Genomic DNA, 20,858 nt, shown 5'->3' with positions numbered 1-20,858 from the left:
GTTTTTACTTTTTAAAAATTTTGTTACTAGGAGATAATAACAATTTTTTCTCTTCTTCAGTTAAATAGAAATAATAAATACCTAATAAGAAAAATAAGCTTAATACAACCATTGATAAAAAAATATTGAACTTGATGTATTGCCAGAATATAAATGCAACGAAGAATGAGATAGTTAAATAAAGTATAATTCTTTTATTGATTCTATAATCTGTAAATATTTTTATGTTATAAATAAAGTAAATTATTCCAACAAAAACATTTGTTAACAATGAAACAAGTGCAGCTCCAAGAGCGCCATAAATTGGTATTAAAAAATAATTCATTACTAAATTAATTAATGTTGCAAAAAGTACGGTGAATAATCGAATATGCTGCTTATCAGAAGTTGTTAACATTAATGCATGTGCTTCGAATGAAAATCTAATAAATAATACTAATGAAAAAATTCTTAACACATTAATTGAATCCAAATAATTTTTAGAACCATAAATTATCTCAATTATCGAATCCGCATAAATAAACATTATAATTGCAATAGGTACAACTATTCCAATTAAAAGTTTATTAATAAGCTTTCCGATTTTTATCCATTGATCTTTGTTTTCATAATTGAGTCTTGATAGTGTTGGCAAAAGTGTATTGGTAATAATATCGGGAATAACAAGAGGAAGCATGATAAGCTTAAATACTGCTTGATAGATTCCAACTTCATTATCATTTTTCCAGAGTGAAATAAGGATTGTATCTAATTGAAAAAAAAGATTATTAAAAAAAAGAAATAGTCCGAAAACCAAAACCTTATTTCTAATTTTATTAAAGCCCTCCAAAACAAATTTATAAGAAATATTTGATATAACAGATTTACTATAAAAAATTCCGAGTGCTAAGCCGGTTAATCTTGTAAAAACAAATGTTAAGGCAATTACATAAATATTAATTCTCAACAATATTAAAGGAATTGACAATAAAATTAGAAGCACATTCATCACCAATGTTACTCTGGTTTCGTATTCTAATTTTTCAAAACCTTTAAATAGAGCAGATTGAAAATTAGATAATGATGAAAAAGCCATGTAAAAGCTTAGAATAAAAATCATGCTTTTTGTTTGATAGCTAAAATCACCGAATAATCCTGTAATATTCATCAGCAATAAAGCTATAAAACAAAAAATTAATTTTAGTGAAAATAATTGTTGAAAAATTTTTAATGCATGATTTCTATTTTTTGCTACTTCAGTAGTTAAAAGAATATCAAAACCAAAATCGGCTAATATTATAAAGTTAGTGGCTAATACTTGAGCTGTGGTGAATTGACCGAAAATATCAGGTCCATAAAATCTTGCAATTATCCAGAATATAAAAACATTTGCAATTAATCTTGACGAGACAGTAAGAAAAGAATAAAAAGAATTCTTACGTATTCTCTCTGCTTCGGTCATTAAATTACCTTTTTCTAAGCCCTAACTTAATCATATCAGATTTTAATGAAGATAATATAAAGGTATGTTTTTCGGGGTCAACTGATTTTATTTTCAAAAACATTTCTCTAATGAATACTATAAATAAACCCAATAGCAAAGAACTTACAAAAGAAACAAGAGCATACAATGTTCCTTTCGGCTTTGCTTTTCTTTCGGCGGGTCCTGCTTTATCAAGCACAATTACTGATGGAGTATTTCTTGCTTCTTCTACTTTTGCTTGTTCATAAAGAGGCTGAATGAATTCAAGTATTTTATATTGAATTTCTAAGTTACGATAGATTTTTAAATATTCGTTTGCCAAATGTGGTGCTTCTTTAAATGGAATTAAAAGTTTAACATCTTTTTGTGATATATCTGTACCAGCATTTAATTGATTAATTTTCTTACGAAGTTCATCCATCTCTATTTTTGTATTGGCTACAAGCGGATGGTCTTTCCCATAAGTCTGCTGCATTACATTAAATTCAATTTCCTTTTTGTATAAATCTAAATATATGCTCGACATTGATTTAACTGTTGCTTCTATTTGTTCAGGAATTGCTATTACTCCATACTTTTCTTGAAATTGCTTCATTGCAGTTTCAAGATTATTTATATCAGCAATATTTTGTAAATATCTTTTTTCAACAAATTCTCTATTAGCTTTTGCATTTGTAACACTAAGTTTCGTATTAATTTCATTTAATCTTTCCACAAGATAGTTAGCAATATCAGCTGCTTTTTGTGGGTTTTTGTCGTAAACAGTAATTGTCAAATTTCCTTCATCTTGAATTTCTAACTCTAAATTAGACTGCCATTCTTTAACAACTTTATCATAATAATCATCTTCCATGTTATATTCTTTTCTCAAATCAAATTTTTTAATAACATCATCTGTAATAGTTGCACTTTTTAATATTGCAATGTATCGGTCTGCTTCTGTGTTTGCACCTGTTAAAGCTGCCAAACCTTTACTTGCTGAAAATCCTTTTGCTAAACTTGATAATCCAGACAAAGTAGAAAGTAAATCAGTCTTTTCAGCCGGGAAAACCGATGCAGTTGATTTATACCATTTGGGAGCAAGTAATGCGTATAAAGTTGCACCTGCAGTTATAACAAAAACAAACCAGAATAAAAACCATCGATATTTAACTACTACGGTTAAAAATTCTATGAATGTAGTACCTAAGGTTGTTTCTTTTTCTTCTGCCATAAAAGTTCTGCTTATTTTTTTGTTGCTTGTATTATTAAAAATGTTACTGAAACTACTGCTGTTAAAATTCCGGAGACCGAACCAATTTGTTGAATATAATATGACAAATCGCGGGGTAATTCTTTTGGAACATATATAAAATCTCCAGGCTCCACTTTTGTAGCATCACTGGCATTAATCCATGTTCTGCTGACTGCCTTTATAATTTGAGTTCTTTTTCCATTCTTAGCACTCTTTGTTATTCCACCTGCATCATTTATATAATCTCGCCAGGTTTTTGATGAATCATACATGTAAAAACCTGGATTTACAACTTGCCCAAATACATAAACAAGATTTTGATACTTTGGAATTATAATTACATCACCATCATTAACAATATAACTACCATCCTTTGTTGAATCTGAAAATATTTTTGTAAAATCAATTATGCTTTTACTTTCAATAAATCTAAGATAATTATCATAGGAAAAAGAGTATTCAAATTCTTCTGTAGTAAGATTTGCTGAACGAAGCATTTTTAATTCTTCTGTTTTAAGCTCATCAATTGTTTTAAGCAAAACTGGCAATGTTGTTTTAGATGTATCTCTTTCATAAGCATCTCTTATTGCTTTAATTTTCATTAACTGCGATTCATCTTCGCCTTTTAAAATTTCAGCTCTTCTTAAATCTGCATCTTTTGTAAAACCACCAGCTTTTTCTATTACTTCTTTTATTGTTGTATTATTTTTTGTGATATAGATATAACCTGGTCTATTCACTTCACCTAAAACTAAAACTTTATAAACCATTTTATTATTCTCAGTAAATAAAATTCTAATCCTATCTCCTCTTTGCAAAGGAACATCATCATTTATTTTAACACGAATTATTTCTTCAGAAGAACCATTATTTGTTATTCTTGATATCTCTGCTTCTGTTACATTATCATATGCTTTATTAATTCCTCCTGCAAATAAAATTGCATCCGATAATTTATCTCCTTCAACAAATTGAAATTGTGTTGGATTGTTCACTGCACCAGATATATCAATAATATTTTTCTTTTCATCATAGGAAGGGAAAATTATTACATCATCATTCATTAAATATGGATTGTAATTAAAATCTCCTGTCAATCTAAATTTCAGTAAATCAATTTTAAGAACTGTTCCATCTGCTCGCTTCAATGTTATATCTCTTAATGGATATTTCTGCAATTCTTTTTTTATCTGCCTTATTAATTCTGGTTTATTTACTGCACCTATTGAAGCTTCCTGAGCTTGATTAAACAAAGTAGTGATAAAATGGTCAAGTCTTTGAGTTCTAAATGCAGTAAACGAACCTGTAACTACAAAATTTCCTCCAACAGTAACTGTAATAGGCTGCATTACTGTTGTTTGAAGACTTTTTGATGTTGTTTGTTCTATTTCCTGAGCTGAAACTGACAGATAAGTAATTATCAATATCAAATAAATAAATGATTTTATTAATCTCATTTCTTTTACTATGAATGTTTTGTAAATAATTTATAAAGTTGATTCAAAAGATATAACTTTTTTCTTAGTAAATACAATAACAATTTGAATTACTAATGGAAGTCAAGAGCAAAGATTATAAATCTCCATATTGTTTCTTGTAGTAATTTAAATACTCACCCGATATTACTCTTTCCCACCAATTTTTATTTTTAATGTACCAATCAATTGTAAAATCCAGAGCTTTTTCGAATTCATATTCTGGTTTCCAGCCAAGATCATTTTGAATTTTGGACGAGTCAATTGCATAACGGCGGTCGTGACCAGGACGGTCTTTAACAAATTCTATTAAATCTTCCGGCTTATTAAGTTTATTCAGTATTAATTTCACAATATCAATGTTTTTCATTTCACGATTTGCGCCAATGTTGTAAACTTCGCCGGGTTTTCCTTTTTCAAATACAAGTTCAACAGCTTTGACATGGTCAATTACAAAAATCCAATCACGAACATTCAAACCATCACCATAAACCGGTAGCTTTTTGTTATTTAGGGCATTAATAATCATTAAAGGTATTAATTTCTCAGGGAATTGATAAGGACCATAATTGTTTGAACATCTTGTAATCAGAACAGGAAGATTATAAGTATGATAAAATGCTAATGCCATTAAATCTGCAGAAGCTTTGCTTGATGAATATGGACTATTTGGAGAAAGAGGAGTTTTTTCTGTAAACTTTCCTTCTGGTCCTAAACTTCCATAAACTTCGTCAGTGGAAATCTGGACAAATTTTTCTACTTCATATCTTCTTGCAGCTTCGAGCAAAACATTTGTTCCGATTACATTTGTTCTATAAAATATTTCTGAACCAAGTATGCTTCTATCGACATGTGATTCTGCTGCAAAATTTATTACATATTTAACAGCAAATTTTTTGAAAACATAATCGATAAGTTCTCTATTTGAAATATCCCCTCTGATGAAATGATAATTTTTATTGCCTTCAATAGATTTCAGATTTTCTAAATTACCAGCATAAGTTAATTTATCGATGTTGATAATTTTCCAGTCATCTCTTTTTGAAAGGATATAATTGATAAAATTGCTTCCAATAAATCCAGCCCCGCCAGTTACAAGTATATTTTTTGTATTCATATTAGTAAGCGAAAAATCCCAAATAAATTCCTGTTTGAATAAAGAATGAATTAGAATTTACATCAGATGGAACATTAGCAATATCTTTATCGTTATTTATCTTCCATGTTTTGCCAAAAGTCAAATTATATCCAGCTCCAATTCTAAAAGAAATAAAACGAGTAATTGGGATATCACAATTTATTGTTGGAGAAATAAGAAAATATGATTGAGTAATTCTATCACTTACATCACTTGTTATAAGAACGCCATCTTTTGCTACTTTTGCCCAAATATTTTCCCAAGTAAAGTTTGACCTTGATTGATATATTTCAATTGTTGAAGAACCATAGCCTGCAATTGCACCAACAGATAAAGCAACCTTTTGAACAAATGGAAGTGTGTATTCAATTGTTAACCCACCAAGACCAAAATCATAAATAACTTCTTTTTCTAAATTATTAATATTACCACTTGACGAAGTAGAACCGCTTAAGCCAATTGCTCCAATTCTCAAATTTTCAATCATCATTATGTATGCATATCCTCCTCCGCCCCAAGCTACAAATCCTGAATTACTTAATTCATCAATTCCCATTTTTTTCACTTGAGAATTAATTTTATCCAGATTTGGAAAAACATATGCAGGAGTAAATCCAACTGCAATTCCAAATCTTGATGTCCAACCAACTTCTTCTTCCTGAGCTTGAATGTTATTTATTGCTAAAAGAATTAACAGAATTAAAATATATTTTTTCATAAATCATCAAGTTTTGTTTTTTGTGCTACAAATTAGTAATTCCATTACTAAAACGAAAATTATTAGAGTGGAAAGCGAGAATGTAGCAGAGAAATCTACAGCGATTTTTTTGCTTCTTAATTCACAATACTTAATTCAAAATAAAAAAAGGCTGAGTTGATTTTCAAGATTAGTCACTCGTTTACCACAACAAGGGAAAATCAACATCAGCCGTAAAATTTAGTCCATAATTTTTCTTAGGAAAGAAGAGCTGTCTTCTTCGTCATCATCGTCATCTTTTTTCTTTTTATTATTTATGTCATCGTTGGAATTAGAAGAATTATCATCAGCTTTAAAACCAGTTTTTAAATCATCATCAGGGAATAAATCCGGGTCTTTTCTTCTCATTCTTAGAATTGTAGGAATATTCAAATCATCACTATTGTCTAAATCAATTTTATCTTTTGAAAAACCTCCCAGACCAGTAGAAGGTTTTCTTTGTGATGATTTATCATCTTTATCTGGTTTAAGATTATTTAAGTTACTTGCCTGACCATTGCTTCCAAATCCAGTTGCAATAACTGTGTATGAGATATAATCATTAAGTTCTTCTTTTACAACTGCACCAAAGATAACATTAGCTTCTTCGCCAGCAGCTTGGAAAATAATGTTGTTGCCGGCTTCAATTTCCTGCATTGTCATATTAGAAGAACCAGAGACATTGAGAAGAATATTTTTTGCACCTTTAATTGAAATACCTTCAAGCAAAGGAGAAGAGATTGCTTTTTGAGCAGCTTCGACTGCACGGTTTTCACCGCTTGCAATTCCGCAGCCCATTAATGCCTGACCACTGTCTTTCATAACAGTTCTAACATCAGCAAAATCTACATTAATAATTCCTGTCATTGTAATAATATCTGCAATTCCTCTTGTTGCTTCATAAAGAATTTCATTTGGTTTATCGAAAGCTGCTATTGCTGCTGTTGCGTTATCGATAATGCTTAGAATTCTGCTGTTTGGTATAACAATTAAGCTGTCAACATATTGTCTTAATTCTTTAATGCCCTCTTCTGCATTTTTCATTCTATGTTTACCTTCCCATGTAAATGGTTTAGTTACGATGCCAACAACTAAAGCACCCAAACTTTTTGCTATTGAAGCAACAATTGGAGCAGCCCCTGTTCCTGTTCCGCCTCCCATTCCGCACGTAACAAACACCATATCGCTTCCGTCGAGAATGCGGGTTAATTTATCGCGGTCTTCTTCTGCAGCTTTTTTACCAATATTTGGAATTGCGCCTGTGCCCAATCCTCTTGTTATGTTAGCCCCAATTTGAACTTTCATTGGAGCCAGACTTTTTGCAAGTGCTTGAGCATCAGTATTAATTGCAATAAATTCTACACCGCTTAAACCGCGATGAATCATGCTGTCGATGGCATTACATCCGCCACCACCAACACCAACTACTTTTAATACAGCTGAAAGTTTTTGTGTTTCTTCCCTGTCGAGAGTGACAAATCTCAGTCTTTTGTTATTGTTATTTTGATCCATGCTTCCTCCTTGTTGTGGTCTATTTATAAATTTTCAAAGAATTCTTGAATTTTTTTGAAATATTTTCCCGGCTTAAACTTTTTTTCTTTTTTTGATTTTTTAACATCAACAACAATTTCTTCCTGCTTCATTCCTGGTAATCCTTTTATCAATCCAGCTACCGTTGCAAATTCAGGACTTTCAATTTCATGCGATAAACCTCCACCCAAATCAAGTGGAACTCCAATTCTTGCTGGCAATCCAAAAACATCTTCTGCTAATTCAACACAGCCTTTCAATAAAGAACCGCCGCCTGTTAAAACTACTCCTGCTTTAATTTTATTTTTAAATCCAGAGACTCTTAGTTCATTATCAATTAAAGTGAAAAGTTCTCTCATTCTTACGCTTATAATTTGAGTTAACAATGAAATTGGAATTTTAATATTTCCTCTTGCCCCAACACCTTTGATATAAATATCTTCGTCTTTAATTATAGCAGTTTCGATTGCATATCCATATTCTTTTTTAATTTTTTCTGCATCAGCTGTAACAATTCCAAGAGTTTCACGGATATCATTTGTTACTTGATTTCCAGCTACTCCAATAACTTTTGTATGTTTAATTGCTTTACGATGAAATATTGCAAGGTCAGTTGTTCCGCCGCCAATATCAATCAGAAGAACACCAAGATCTTTTTCATTTTCTTCGAGCACAGATATTGATGATGCAATTGGTTGAAGAATATAATTCTTAACAGAATATCCGGCTCGTTCAACAGATTTTTTTATATTTTCCATTGCAGGAACAGATGCAAGAACAACATGATTAACAGCTTCCAGACGGGAGCCACACAAACCAATCGGGTCGTCGATACCACCTTGATAATCAACAAAATATTCTTCTGGAATTATATGAAGAATTTGTCTATCTGAAGGAATTCTAATTGTTTTAACATCTGATTCAAGCCGATTTAAATCTTCTTTTGTTATTTCATGGTCGGGATTATTAATTGTAACATAATTTCTATGGCGCAAACTTGTAATATGTTCGCCTGCAACACCAACATTAAGTTCTTTAACTGTCAAGCCTGCTCTGTTTGATGCAATATTCATAGCCTGAGTAATTGCTTCGGCGGTTTTTGAAATATTTGCAACCAAACCGCGGTTCAATCCTTCCGAAGGCGATACACCAAAGCCAAGTATATTGATATTGTTATCTGCCTGTTCAGCAATAACAGCACAAACTTTAGTTGTTCCTAAATCTAAACCTGCAATTACATTTTTTTTCATAATTTCTTCTCTCCTGCTTGTAAACTATCTTGAATTCCAAAGTAGATGTGTTCATTATATCTTAAATCAATATAGTTCACATAATTATTTATTTCTTTTCCTTTTAAATAATTCCAGAGGTTATTGAAGTAAACAATTTTTTTGATTTCATTTCCTCTGCCTATCAATACTGGATAATCAAAAGATGAAAAATAAAGCATAACATCCGAGCCTTTATTCATATCAATCACAGAAAGCTCATTATATAATTCCTCATTCAGGAATTTTATACCGCTCAAAATTTTTGATGCAGTCAAAACATCATCATTATTTTTTAGAGATTTAAGAATTCTTAAAGAATCTTTCTTAAAAATGTTAGATATGATTGGATAATTAATATTTTTTGTTTCTGGAAGAAATGGGAGTAATTCCAAGTTATCTGTCAATATGAATTGATTTTGATTATCCATCAATATGGAACTAAAATTCTTTTCATAAATTTTGATTGTAACTTTTCCGCTTCCTTCATATTTCACATCAGCATAATCAACATAAGGATGCTTTTCAATTCTATCTTTAATTATTCTAAGTGATAAATTTCTGTAACTGTTTTTATCAATCAAGTTTGTAAACTTCATATAATTTTCTTTTGACAGATGATAATCTCCATGAATTGTTATTGAATCAATGAATATTTTATTTTCATTATGCATTAATCCGATGTAAAAAATTATTCCTATTAACAACACAAATAGAATTATGCCTGGTAATTTTTTCATAGCTTATTATTTATTTCTTGATTTAAGATATTCAACGAACTTTTCTCCATATTTCCAGATATCTCCAGCACCCATTGTTATGATGATATCATCCTTTTTATAAATACTTTTCAGCAGTTCTGGAATTTTTGTTTTATCAGGTTCATAGTAAACATTTTTATGTCCATAATTTTTTGCTGCATTAGCAATCAATTCGCCTGTAACTCCTTCAATTGGTTTTTCTCGTGCTGGATAAACATCTGTGCAAATAAAAACATCCGAATTCAAGAAAGACCTTCCAAATTCTGCATAGAAATCTCTTGTCCTCGAATATAAATGAGGTTGAAATACAGCAACTAATCTTCTATTCCATCCTCTTCTTATGGCATCAAGTGTTACATCAATTTCAGTTGGATGATGACCATAATCATCAACAACCATAACATCTTCATCATATTTTTTCTCAAATCTTCTGTAAACACCTGTGAAAGATTCAAGAGCTTTTTTAATTGTCTGAAAATCAACTCCCATTTCTTTTGCAACTGTTACTGCTACAAGAGAGTTTTTAACATTATGAATTCCTGGAACATTCAGTTTAATTGACCCAAGTTCTTCCTCTTTGTAAAGCACAGTAAATTCAGATGAGTTTTGGTAATGTGAAATATTTATAGCTCTGATGTCTGCCTGCGGAGAAATTCCATAAGTAAAAATTTTCTTGTTAATCAATGGAATAATATCCTGAAGTGCAGGTTCATCAAGACAAAGAACTACAAAACCAAAAAATGGAACTTTGTTTGCAAACTCTGTGAAAGCGGATTTGAGGTCATCCAAATCTTTGTATGTATCAAGATGTTCTCTTTCAAGTGTAGTAATTACAGCTATAACAGGAGTAAGTTTTAGAAATGTTCTGTCAAATTCATCAGCTTCAACAACAATGTAATCTCCTTTTCCAAGTCGTGCATTAGTTCCACCAAGGCTGTGAAGTTTTCCGCCAACAATAATTGTTGGGTCGATTCCTGCTTCTGTCAGTACAAGCCCAATCATAGAAGTTGTAGTAGTTTTTCCATGAGTACCTGCTATGCCAATTCCATATTTCATTCTCATGCATTCTGCAAGCATTTCTGCTCTTTTGATTACAGGAATTTTTCTTTCTATTGCAGCTTTAACTTCAGGGTTATCAAGTGTAACTGCAGATGAATAAACAACAAGGTCTGCATTTTTTAGATTATCAGGTGAATGTCCTTCATAAATTTTTATTCCAAGACTTTCCAGTCTTTCTGTAATTTCTGATTTATGCAAATCTGAGCCGGTAATATTAAATCCTTGATTCAATAATATTTCAGCAATTCCACTCATTCCGATTCCGCCAATTCCAACAAAATGAATATTCTTAATTGTTCTTGTCATCATAAAAATTTATTCCTTATAAAATCATTTCAAAAAAGTTCAGCTAATTTAATTACTCTTTCTGCTATAATATTAACAGCATCATTCTTTGAAAATTGTGAAATATTTTTTTTAAGAACATTTAATTGCTCTTCATCATTAATTATCTGAATAATTTTTTCAAGGAGCTCTTTTTGCAAATTTTTATCTTCAATTAAAATTGCTGCATTTTTATCTGAAAGAACCTTTGCATTCATAAATTGATGATTAGCAGCTACATTTGTTGAAGGAACAAAGATTACAGGTAATCCCAAATACGAAACTTCTGCTATTGTTGTTGCACCAGCTCTTGCTAAAACCAAATCACATGCACTGTATGCCGCCTGCATATCTTTTATGAAAGGCAAAACTTTTATCCCTTCTTTTTCAAAAGATTTATAATCTTCATAGTATGATGAACCAGTTTGCCATAAAATTTGAATATCATTTTTAATCAAATCTTCAGATATTGATGCAATTGCATTGTTAATTGACTTTGCCCCTAAACTACCTCCAAGAACAAGCAAAGTTTTTTTTGATTTATTCAATCCAAATTTTTTTAATGCTTCATCTTTATTTATAAGTTTCAAATCAATTCTGATTGGATTACCAGTTACAAATAATTTTTCTTTTTCTCTGAAATATTTTTTTGATTCCTCATAAGTCAAATGAATTTCGTAAGCTTTTTTTTCAAGCAGTCTGTTTGTAATTCCTGGAAAACTATTTTGTTCAAGCAAAATTATTTTTGAACCCATAACAGATGCAGCCCAGATAACCGGACCTGAAACATAAGCACCAGTTCCAACAGCAACTCGAGGTTTAAATTTCATTGCAATAATTAATGATTGAATCATGCCAATTATGAGTTTAATCGGGAATAAAAGATTTTTCAAGTTAAATTTTCTTGAAAATCCGCTTATCAAAATTGATTTAAAGTTGAAACCATATTCTGGAACCACACGAGCTTCAATTTTATCTTTTGTGCCAACAAACAAAATATCAGCTTCAGGTTTAAGCTCAAGAATTTTTTGAGCTACAGCCAGAGCTGGATAAAGATGACCTCCAGTTCCACCGCCAGCAAATATGAATCGATAAATGTTATTCATCCTACCTGTGCTAATTTTAGTTCTTCTGTTTTTAATGATTGTTGTGCAATATTCAAAATAATTCCAATTGAAATACCGGACAGTATAATTGATGTTCCACCAAAACTTATAAATGGAAGAGGAATTCCAGTAGTTGGAAGAAGTCCGGTTACAACTCCAATATTTATAAATGCACTAATAAGAATATTGAAGCTTAAGCCAAATACCAAAAGTTGTCCAAATTTATCCTGTGATTTTTTTGCAATTATCAAGCACGATACAAATAAAGCGAGATAAAGAATCAAGATGATTAATGTGCCTATAAATCCAATTTCTTCTCCAATTACAGAAAAAATAAAATCGCCGTAAGATTCTGGCAGGAATAAATCACTCTGTCTGCTGTTGCCAAATCCAAGTCCATACCAACCACCGCTGCCAAGTGCAATTTTAGCTTGAGTAACTTGAATATTTATGTCACTTCCTGTAATTAAGCTATTAATATAGTCCATCAGTCTTTGTCTTGCATGATTATACAATAAAACTACAGGGACTAAAAAAGCAGCAGTAAATGCAAAAACTCCAGCAATATGTTTGAACTGAGCACCACCCACATATAGAATTGCAAATGATGTCAAAATAATTATCACAGAAACACTCACATGAGGCTGAATAATAATCCAGCTAACTGTAAGACCAATCCATATCAATGCGTACAAGAATCCACTTTTAAAATCTTTTATTAAATGTTTCTTTCTTTCAATCAATGCGGAAAGATGAATTATCAATAAAAGTCTTGCCAACTCCGAAGGCTGGAACTTAAAAAGTCCGAATACATCCAACCATCTGCCTGCACCTTTTGTTTTTACACCAAAGAAGTAAGTAATAATCAGCAGAACTATTGTTAAAATCATGAGCCATTTACTCACCTTTCGATAATAATCATAAGGAATAACCATAAAAGCGAACATTAAAATTATTGCCGCAAAAACTTTCCATAAGTGTGATTTGAACAAAAAGTAAAAATTATTGAACTTGCTTAAACTATAAGTTCCACTTGCAGTAAAAACCATGATAGCTCCCAGAAGCATCAGAGCAATAACAATTGTTATCATTATTTTTACCATTAATCTCATCATTTTAATTTGCTCACAGCATTTTTAAATACTTTTCCACGATGTTCATAATTATCAAACATATCAAAACTTGCACATGCTGGAGAAAGAAGAACAACAGAACCAGGCTCAGCTTCTTTACGTGCAGTTTCAACACAGCTTTCAATTGTTTGTTTATATTCTGTTGGAACTATTTCCTTGAAGTAATCATAGATTTTATTCGCTGATGAACCTATTGCATAAATTTTCTTAACTTTTTGAACTACTAAATCACGAATCTTATCGTAATTATTTCCTTTATCTTTTCCTCCAAGTATTAAGTAAATTGGCTTATCAAAACTTTTTAATGCATACCAAACAGAATCCACATTTGTTGCTTTGGAATCATTATAATATTCAACTCCATCAAGTTCTCTTACAAATTCAATTCTATGTTCTACACCTTGGAACGATGTAAATGCATTTCGAATTTTTTTATTTGGCAGATTTAATATTTTTGATACAGCAAGAACAGCAAGAGCATTTGCAATATTGTGTTCTCCTTTGATAAATAAATCCGAAGATTTGCAGACTTCTTCGTGCCTGCCATACCATGCAAAAAACATTTTGCCGTCTTTGTAATAAGTTCCCACATTCAATTCTTGAGTTAAAGAAAAACCAATTTTATGTGCTTTGATATTTTTTAGTTTTTTAGTGATAATAGAATCATCAGCATTATAAATAAAGAAATCACTTTCATTTTGGTTTTTTGTGATTTTGAATTTCGAAGCAATATATTCATCAAAATTATTGTTGTATCGGTCAAGATGGTCTGGAGTAATATTTAATACCATTGAAAATTTTGGTTTGAATGTATCAATAAAATCGAGTTGAAAACTTGAAGTCTCAAGTGAAACAAATTCATTTTCATTGACATCAAGAACAATTGCAGAAAATGGATAGCCTATATTTCCAGCTGGATAAGATTTTAATCCGCATTGATTCAAAGTGTAATTCATCAAACTTGTTGTAGTTGTTTTGCCGTTAGTTCCAGTAATTGAAATTATTGTGCCTTTACAAAACCATGAAGCAAATTCAATTTCACTTATAACTTTTATTCCTTTTTTAATTGCATTTGATAAAACTTCTGAATCTGATGGAACACCTGGACTTGTAACAATAAAATCACAATCATAAATTTTTTCTGAATGAGCACCATATTCAAAATCAATTCCTTCTGTTTCAAAAATTTCGATTGACTTTTGCAATTTATCTTTTGAAGCAGAATCGCTTACAAAAGGTAAAGCACCTAATTTTTTAGAAAGTCGTGCTGCAGCAATTCCACTTTTTTCTGCACCAATAATCGATATTTTTTTGTTTCTTATATCCATCATCTAATCTTAAATGAAGTTAAACTTATGATTGCAAGAATAATAGTTACTATATAAAATCTAATTACAATTTTTGGCTCTGCCCAATTCAACTGTTCAAAGTGGTGATGAATTGGCGCCATTCTGAAAACTCTTCTTCCTTCACCATACTTTTTCTTTGTGTATTTGAAATAAAGTCTTTGAATAATTACAGAAAGAGTTTCAATAAAATAAATTCCACCAAGTATTGGAATTAATAAATCTTTTTTAACAATAATCATGATAACACCAAATACGCCTCCTAAAGCAAGCGAGCCTGTATCTCCCATAAAAACTTCAGCTGGATAAAAATTAAACCATAGAAAACCCAACCCTGCACCAATTAAAGCAGCAATAAAAACTGTAAGCTCACCACTTCCTGATAGATAAATTATATTAAGATAATCTGCATAAATTACATTGCCAGTTACATAAACAATTATTGCCAAAGCAAGCATGACAATTATAATTGTACCAATTGCAAGTCCATCCAATCCATCTGTTAAGTTTACAGCATTTGATGTTGCAGTTATAATAAAAATTACCCAAGGAATGTATAGATAAGAAAAATCCCAATTCAAATTTTTAAAGAAAGGAAGTGTGGTTTGTGTATTATATTGTGAAAATTCAGGTAAATAATAAACTGCAAGACCAATTACAGCCCCGACAAAAATTTGTCCCATTAATTTATAACGAGCAATCAATCCTGTTGGAATTTTCTTAACAACTTTTAAATAATCATCAAGAAAGCCAATTGCACCAAGAAATACTGTAGCAAATAACGCAAGAATAATGTAAATACTTTTCAGGTTACTCCATAGCAGAACTGGAATTATAACAGAAATTAAAATTATAATTCCTCCCATTGTGGGAGTGCCGGCTTTCTTTTTATGAGTTTGTGGACCATCATCACGTATTGGCTGGTCTACCTGTTTTTCTTTCAGTTTTGCAATTATCTTAGGACCAAAGATAAATGATATCGCCAGTGCTGTTATTGCAGCAAGCGCTGAACGAAATGATAAAAACCTGAAAACATCAAAGCCCGGCGGATTAAATGTTTCGTTAATGTAATTAAATAGATAGTAAAACATTACTCAAATCTCTGCTCCAGTATGTTAATAAATTCTTCCATTTTCATTCCTCGCGAGCCTTTCACCAAAATTGCTGAGTTATCCATATCTTCATATTGAAGATACAGCTTCAAGGCATCGCGGGTATCAAAGTGAATTGTTTTTATTTTTTTCTTTTTTAATTCTCGATGCAAATATTTCATTAAGTTTCCAGTAGTAAGAACTGTTATGTTTTTATCTTCATTAAAAATATTTGCAAGTTCTTTATGAAATTTTGGTGCTTGTTTACCCAATTCAAAAATATCACCAAGAACCATAATTTTATTTTTATATCGTTTTACTTTCTTTAAAAAATTATATGCAGCTTCAACAGAAGCAGGACTTGCATTATATGTATCATCAATCAAAATTGCTTTTGAATATTCTTTTATTTCCAGTCTTCCATGAACCGGCATTAATCTTTTTGATGCATTAATTATTTCATTTTCTGTTAATCCTATTTTCAAAGCAATTGCAGCTGCTGCTAAAAAATTCTTTGCATTCGATTCCCCTGACAAAGGTAGCATCACTTTAAAATTTTTTTCATGATATTGAATAGAAATTTCTGCTCTCCCTAAATCATCATAGTTTATGATTTTCCCTTTGACTTCAGCAGACTTTTTAAATCCATAAGTAACAATATTTTTATACTTGTTTTTATTTTTATATATGATTGGGTCATCGACATTTATGAAAATTATTCCTCCTCTTTTTTCTGCTGCGTCAAACAAAGCAGATTTTTCTTTGAATACATTTTCTCTGCTTTTTAAGAATTCAAGATGAGAATCACCTATGTTTGTAATTAAAGCATAATCAGGTTCAGAAATTTTTGCTGAATATGGAATCTCGCCAATATGATTTGTCCCTTGTTCTAAAATCAGCATTTCACAATTTTCATCTGCAGAAAAAATTGTAAGGGGCACACCAATATGATTATTATTATTTGCTTCTGATTTCACAACATTAAATTTCTCTTCAAGTAAAGCTGCAATCATTTCTTTTGTTGTTGTTTTGCCGTTACTTCCTGTAATAGAAATTACTTTTGCTCCAAGTTTATTTCGCCATCTGTTTGCAAGTTCACCATAAGCTTTGATTGTATCGGGAACAGTAATAAAAGGAATATTCAATGAATTGAATTTATCTAATTTTCTTCTGTTAATTATAACTGCTTTTGCACCTTTATCAATTGCATCATAAATGAAATCGTGGCCATCAAACTTATCTCCTTTAATTGCCACAAATAAACACGGCTTATTTATTTTTCTCGAATCAATTTCTACATAAGAAAGAGGCTTATAAGTGTCGGGATTATAAATAACCGAGCCGTTAAGATTAAATAAATCTTCCAGTGTAATTTTTATTTTGCCCATTCTTCCAAATATTTAGTTGCTACTTCTTTATCTGAGAAATGTTTTCTTATTCCATTTATTTCCTGATAGTTTTCATGACCTTTACCAGCAATCAGAATTACTGCATTCTCTTCGCTTTCAAATATTGCTGTTCGAATTGCTTCTTCTCTGTTTTCAATTGCAGTAAAATTATTTTTTCGAATTCCTATTAAAATTTCTTCAATAATTTTTTGTGGATTCTCTGTTCTTGGATTATCTGATGTAACAAAAACTTTTTTGCTCATTTCAGATGCAATATTTCCCATGATTGGACGTTTTGTTCTGTCCCTGTCACCGCCGCAACCAAAGACTGTATAAATTGGCCTTTCATTTTTTACTATGTGATGAATTGCTATTAATGCCTGCTTAAGAGAATCTGCTGTATGAGAATAATCAATTATCACTTTTTTATTTTTTCTTGATATAACTTCAAATCTGCCAGGAACCTGCGGAGTTGTTTTTATTCCTTCAATAATTGTATCAATATCTAAATTTGAAATTGCAGCAACACTGAAAGCTGCAGCAGCATTAAATGCATTAAAATGTCCAACAAGTTTTGTACTAATCTTATATTCTTTTTTATTGTTAATTATGGAAAAATTAGTTCCATCCAAGGTGAATGCAATATCTTTAATTCTGAAGTCAGCATCAGGTGAAGTTCCATAAGTAATTTTTTTTGCTTTAGAATCTTCAAGTAATCTATCGACATTATTATCATCGACATTAACAATCGCAAAAGCATTTGATTTGAGCATATCAAATAAGATTTTTTTCGAATTAAGATAATGTTCAAATGTTTTATGATAATCCATGTGGTCAGAAGTTATGTTTGTAAAAACTCCAAACTTGAAATTAAGAAAATCAACACGATGCAAATGAAGTGCATGAGAAGAAACTTCCATCACACAATGAGAGCAACCTTCGTTCAGCATTTGAGCTAATAAAGAATTTATTTCATTTGCTTGAGGTGTGGTAAGCATAGTTTTAATTTCTTTATCACCAATATAATTTGCTATTGTACCAATCAGCCCAGTCTTATATTTTGCTGTTTCAAAGATGTTCTTAATATAAAATGCAGTTGTGGTCTTTCCTTTCGTTCCAGTAATGCCAATTAAATTCAATTTTTCAGAAGGCTTTCCATAAAAAATATTTGAAAATTCGGCTAATGATTTTCTTGTATCTTCAACAACTATTTTCACACAATTTGAATGAAAAAATAATTGATCTGGAACCGCATCTACTTTTGAAAGAACGACAGCTGCTGCTCCTTGATTAATTGCATCAGGAATAAATTTATGTCCATCTGTTTTGAATCCTTCAATTGCAAAAAACATTGAATTCTTCTTAACAGATTGAGAGTTATGAGTAATATCCTCAATTTCTTTTAATTCAGCATTTCCAACAACTTGAATTACTCTAACATTGTTCAGCAGTTCTGCCAGCTTCAATTTTTATCCTCAATTTTCTTAATTACATCAACTTTTTTTGGAAGAGAACATTTTAAATAACAAACAGAATTTTTGTCGATAGCTGTACCTGGTTCTATACTTTGAGATACAACTTTTCCTGTTCCAATAATTTTATAATTCAATCCGATTTCATTTAAGATTGCTATTGCATCTCGCAATGAATGATTTTTCAAATCAGGCATTACATTTTTATTAGCAACATTAATTTTTTTTCTTTCATTGTTATTATCTTTTTTATTGGGCAGATTAAAAAAGCTTTTTTCTTCTTCAGATTTTGATTCTGTTTTTGTGATTAATTCCTCAATCAAATTATTTGTTCGATTAATTTTTTTTCTTACAGGAACTAAATTCACATCTGCATCGAGAATTCTTTTAGCAACATTTTTAAAAATTGGGGCAGCAACAAAACCTCCGTATTTTCCGAATTTAGGAGCATTAACAAGTATCAAACAAATTATTTGTGGATTATCTGCAGGGAAAAATCCAATAAAAGAAGAATTATGTTTGGCATTTGTGTAACTTCCATTAATTAATTTTTGTGATGTTCCTGTTTTTCCGCCAACCAAAACATTTTCAAGTTGTGCTGCTGTTCCTGTTCCATGTTCAACAACTCCTACAAGTAAGTTTCTCATCAAATCAGATGTTTTTCGGCTGATCACATTTCTAATTTTAACTGGTTTTATTTCTTCTATTAAACTGTCTTTATTGTCAGTAATTGCTTTAACAAGAAAAGGTTTCATCAGCGTGCCTCCATTAATTAAGGCACTGTAAGCTGTAATCATTTGTAATGGTGTTACTGATAGTTCATATCCAAATGACATAAAAGCTTTTGTGTATGGAGTAAAATTAACAGGCATTTTCAAAGTCCCATCAGCTTCACCGGGTAATTCAATCGAAGTATAATTGCTGAAACCATAGTCTCTTAAGTATTTATAAAAAATTTCATCAGATATTCTTGTTGACAATTTGGACATTCCCACATTACTTGATTGTTCAAGAATTTGTCTTACAGTTAAGCTATTAAAAGGATGAGAATCTGTAATTCTAACATTTCGAAAAATATATTTACCATTTTCTGTATTAATTACTTCATTTTCTCTAACAAGATTTTGGTCGAATAAAATAGAAAGAACAAGTGCTTTAATTGTTGAGCCAGGTTCATAAGTATCCGTAATTGCGCGATTTCGCAAAGCATCTATTGAATAATCATTGTATTTGTTCGGATCATAATCAGGAACATTTGAAAGAGCCAAAATTTCTCCAGTATTAGGATTCATAATTATTCCAACAGCAGATTCCCCTTCATATTTTTGAAGTCCTCTTTCCAATTCTTCTTCAAGTATATTTTGATATGTTTTATTTATTGTCAGAATAATATTTTTTCCTGCCTTCGGTGGCTTTGAATTTTTTTCATCCAGAGAAATTATTCTTCCCAGAACATCTTTTTGAAATACAAAGTATCCATCAATTCCTCTTAAAGTTGAATCAAAAACTTTTTCTATACCTGCTGCGCCATTTAATTCTCTATAAACATAACCTAAAATATGGGATGCCAATTTTCCATAAGGATAAACTCTGGAGAAATCCTCGATATAATAAAGTCCATCAACTACAAATTTTTTTAGAATCAAAGCTTTATCCATCGGAACTTTTTTTTCAAGACAAACATTTCTTACTCCATTTTCAATTAAATCTTTATAGTATTCCTGACTTTTCCCAAATACTTTAGAAAAGACTTTGGAAATTGTATCAACTCTTTTTTCAGTCATCATTCTTGTATCTACATAAAAAGAAATATTATCTCGAGTAAAACAAAGTATCTCACCATTTCTATCTTTAATTACACCTCTTTCAGCTTTTGCAACTTGAGGTTTGTTCTGTTGTGCTTGAGCCTTAAGTGAATAAAACTCATTATTAATTATCTGAATTGTGTAAAGTTTTATAATTAGAGCAATAAAAAATATCAGCGAAAATCCAAGAATTACCAGTGCACGATAGTTAATCATATTTTTCTTTTACTAATTTTTCGATTCGTTTAATTTGTTCTTTTGATACTCTAATTGTTTCTAAATTTTCATTTGGTAATATCAAGCCAAGAGAATCTCTTGCAATTGAAATAATTCTATCTTCTGCCATCAATTTTTGACGCTCTACAATTTTCATTTCAATTCTGTTTAGTTTCTCATTGAGCTGGTCAATTTTATTTATCTTTTCTTTTTTCATATTCTTGATTTCTGAAACAGTTGCAACGTGAATAAAAAGTAAGCAAGCCGTTATGAAAACAATTATTATAAAATTTTTTAATGAACCTATTTTCATA

At 30.6% G+C, this 20,858-nt stretch carries 17 protein-coding genes; all 17 read right to left on the bottom strand.

The genetic code is table 11. From position 1 onward, the window contains the following. Window positions 1-4: 4 nt before the first annotated feature. A complete protein-coding gene (locus AC27L2_RS04825) occupies window positions 5-1,441 on the bottom strand; it encodes a flippase (RefSeq protein WP_487210558.1) in 1,437 nt (478 codons plus the stop codon). Window positions 1,442-1,445: 4 nt separating this feature from the next. Then, a complete protein-coding gene (locus AC27L2_RS04820; protein ID WP_487210557.1) occupies window positions 1,446-2,675 on the bottom strand; it encodes a GumC family protein in 1,230 nt (409 codons plus the stop codon). A gap of 11 nt (window positions 2,676-2,686) precedes the next feature. After that, the gene (locus tag AC27L2_RS04815; RefSeq protein WP_487210556.1) at window positions 2,687-4,153 is read right to left on the bottom strand and encodes an SLBB domain-containing protein; all 1,467 of its coding nucleotides are present in this window, start codon (window positions 4,151-4,153) and stop codon (window positions 2,687-2,689) included. Window positions 4,154-4,268: 115 nt separating this feature from the next. Continuing rightward, window positions 4,269-5,288, bottom strand: a complete 1,020-nt coding sequence (gene rfbB, locus AC27L2_RS04810; protein ID WP_487210555.1) for a dTDP-glucose 4,6-dehydratase — start codon at window positions 5,286-5,288, stop codon at window positions 4,269-4,271. Between the two features lies 1 nt (window position 5,289). After that, entirely contained in the window at window positions 5,290-6,027 is a 738-nt protein-coding gene (locus AC27L2_RS04805) for a hypothetical protein (RefSeq protein WP_487210554.1), read from the bottom strand. Window positions 6,028-6,246: 219 nt separating this feature from the next. Further along, window positions 6,247-7,557 (bottom strand): cell division protein FtsZ, encoded by a 1,311-nt coding sequence (gene ftsZ, locus AC27L2_RS04800; protein ID WP_487210553.1) that lies wholly within the window; start codon window positions 7,555-7,557, stop codon window positions 6,247-6,249. A 23-nt stretch (window positions 7,558-7,580) separates the two neighbouring features. Beyond that, a complete protein-coding gene (gene ftsA, locus AC27L2_RS04795; RefSeq protein WP_487210552.1) occupies window positions 7,581-8,825 on the bottom strand; it encodes a cell division protein FtsA in 1,245 nt (414 codons plus the stop codon). After that, on the bottom strand, window positions 8,822-9,583 hold the full coding sequence (locus AC27L2_RS04790) for a cell division protein FtsQ/DivIB (protein ID WP_487210551.1): 762 nt from the start codon (window positions 9,581-9,583) through the stop codon (window positions 8,822-8,824). Before AC27L2_RS04790 ends, ftsA begins: the two co-directional genes overlap by 4 nt. A 6-nt stretch (window positions 9,584-9,589) precedes the next feature. Continuing rightward, the gene (gene murC / locus AC27L2_RS04785; RefSeq protein WP_487210550.1) at window positions 9,590-10,972 is read right to left on the bottom strand and encodes a UDP-N-acetylmuramate--L-alanine ligase; all 1,383 of its coding nucleotides are present in this window, start codon (window positions 10,970-10,972) and stop codon (window positions 9,590-9,592) included. A gap of 26 nt (window positions 10,973-10,998) precedes the next feature. After that, the gene (gene murG / locus AC27L2_RS04780; protein ID WP_487210549.1) at window positions 10,999-12,093 is read right to left on the bottom strand and encodes an undecaprenyldiphospho-muramoylpentapeptide beta-N-acetylglucosaminyltransferase; all 1,095 of its coding nucleotides are present in this window, start codon (window positions 12,091-12,093) and stop codon (window positions 10,999-11,001) included. After that, entirely contained in the window at window positions 12,090-13,196 is a 1,107-nt protein-coding gene (locus AC27L2_RS04775) for an FtsW/RodA/SpoVE family cell cycle protein (protein WP_487210548.1), read from the bottom strand. The genes murG and AC27L2_RS04775 overlap by 4 nt, the downstream gene beginning before the upstream one ends. An 8-nt stretch (window positions 13,197-13,204) precedes the next feature. Next, a complete protein-coding gene (murD, locus tag AC27L2_RS04770) occupies window positions 13,205-14,557 on the bottom strand; it encodes a UDP-N-acetylmuramoyl-L-alanine--D-glutamate ligase (RefSeq protein WP_487210547.1) in 1,353 nt (450 codons plus the stop codon). Continuing rightward, window positions 14,554-15,663 (bottom strand): phospho-N-acetylmuramoyl-pentapeptide-transferase, encoded by a 1,110-nt coding sequence (gene mraY, locus AC27L2_RS04765; protein WP_487210546.1) that lies wholly within the window; start codon window positions 15,661-15,663, stop codon window positions 14,554-14,556. The genes murD and mraY overlap by 4 nt, the downstream gene beginning before the upstream one ends. Further along, a complete protein-coding gene (locus AC27L2_RS04760) occupies window positions 15,663-17,051 on the bottom strand; it encodes a UDP-N-acetylmuramoyl-tripeptide--D-alanyl-D-alanine ligase (protein ID WP_487210545.1) in 1,389 nt (462 codons plus the stop codon). The genes mraY and AC27L2_RS04760 overlap by 1 nt, the downstream gene beginning before the upstream one ends. Continuing rightward, entirely contained in the window at window positions 17,039-18,517 is a 1,479-nt protein-coding gene (locus tag AC27L2_RS04755; protein WP_487210544.1) for a UDP-N-acetylmuramoyl-L-alanyl-D-glutamate--2,6-diaminopimelate ligase, read from the bottom strand. The genes AC27L2_RS04760 and AC27L2_RS04755 overlap by 13 nt, the downstream gene beginning before the upstream one ends. After that, on the bottom strand, window positions 18,514-20,544 hold the full coding sequence (locus tag AC27L2_RS04750) for a penicillin-binding protein (RefSeq protein ID WP_487210543.1): 2,031 nt from the start codon (window positions 20,542-20,544) through the stop codon (window positions 18,514-18,516). Before AC27L2_RS04750 ends, AC27L2_RS04755 begins: the two co-directional genes overlap by 4 nt. Next, window positions 20,537-20,857 carry a hypothetical protein gene (locus AC27L2_RS04745; RefSeq protein WP_487210542.1) on the bottom strand — a complete coding sequence of 107 codons (321 nt, stop codon included), beginning with the start codon at window positions 20,855-20,857 and terminating at the stop codon, window positions 20,537-20,539. The genes AC27L2_RS04750 and AC27L2_RS04745 overlap by 8 nt, the downstream gene beginning before the upstream one ends. Between the last annotated feature and the right edge of the window lies 1 nt (window position 20,858).

It is taken from the genome of Rosettibacter sp. KY25, from assembly GCF_057554405.1.
The sequence above is the reverse complement of the archived record's forward strand: the minus strand, read 5'-3'. Positions and strand labels throughout refer to the sequence as shown.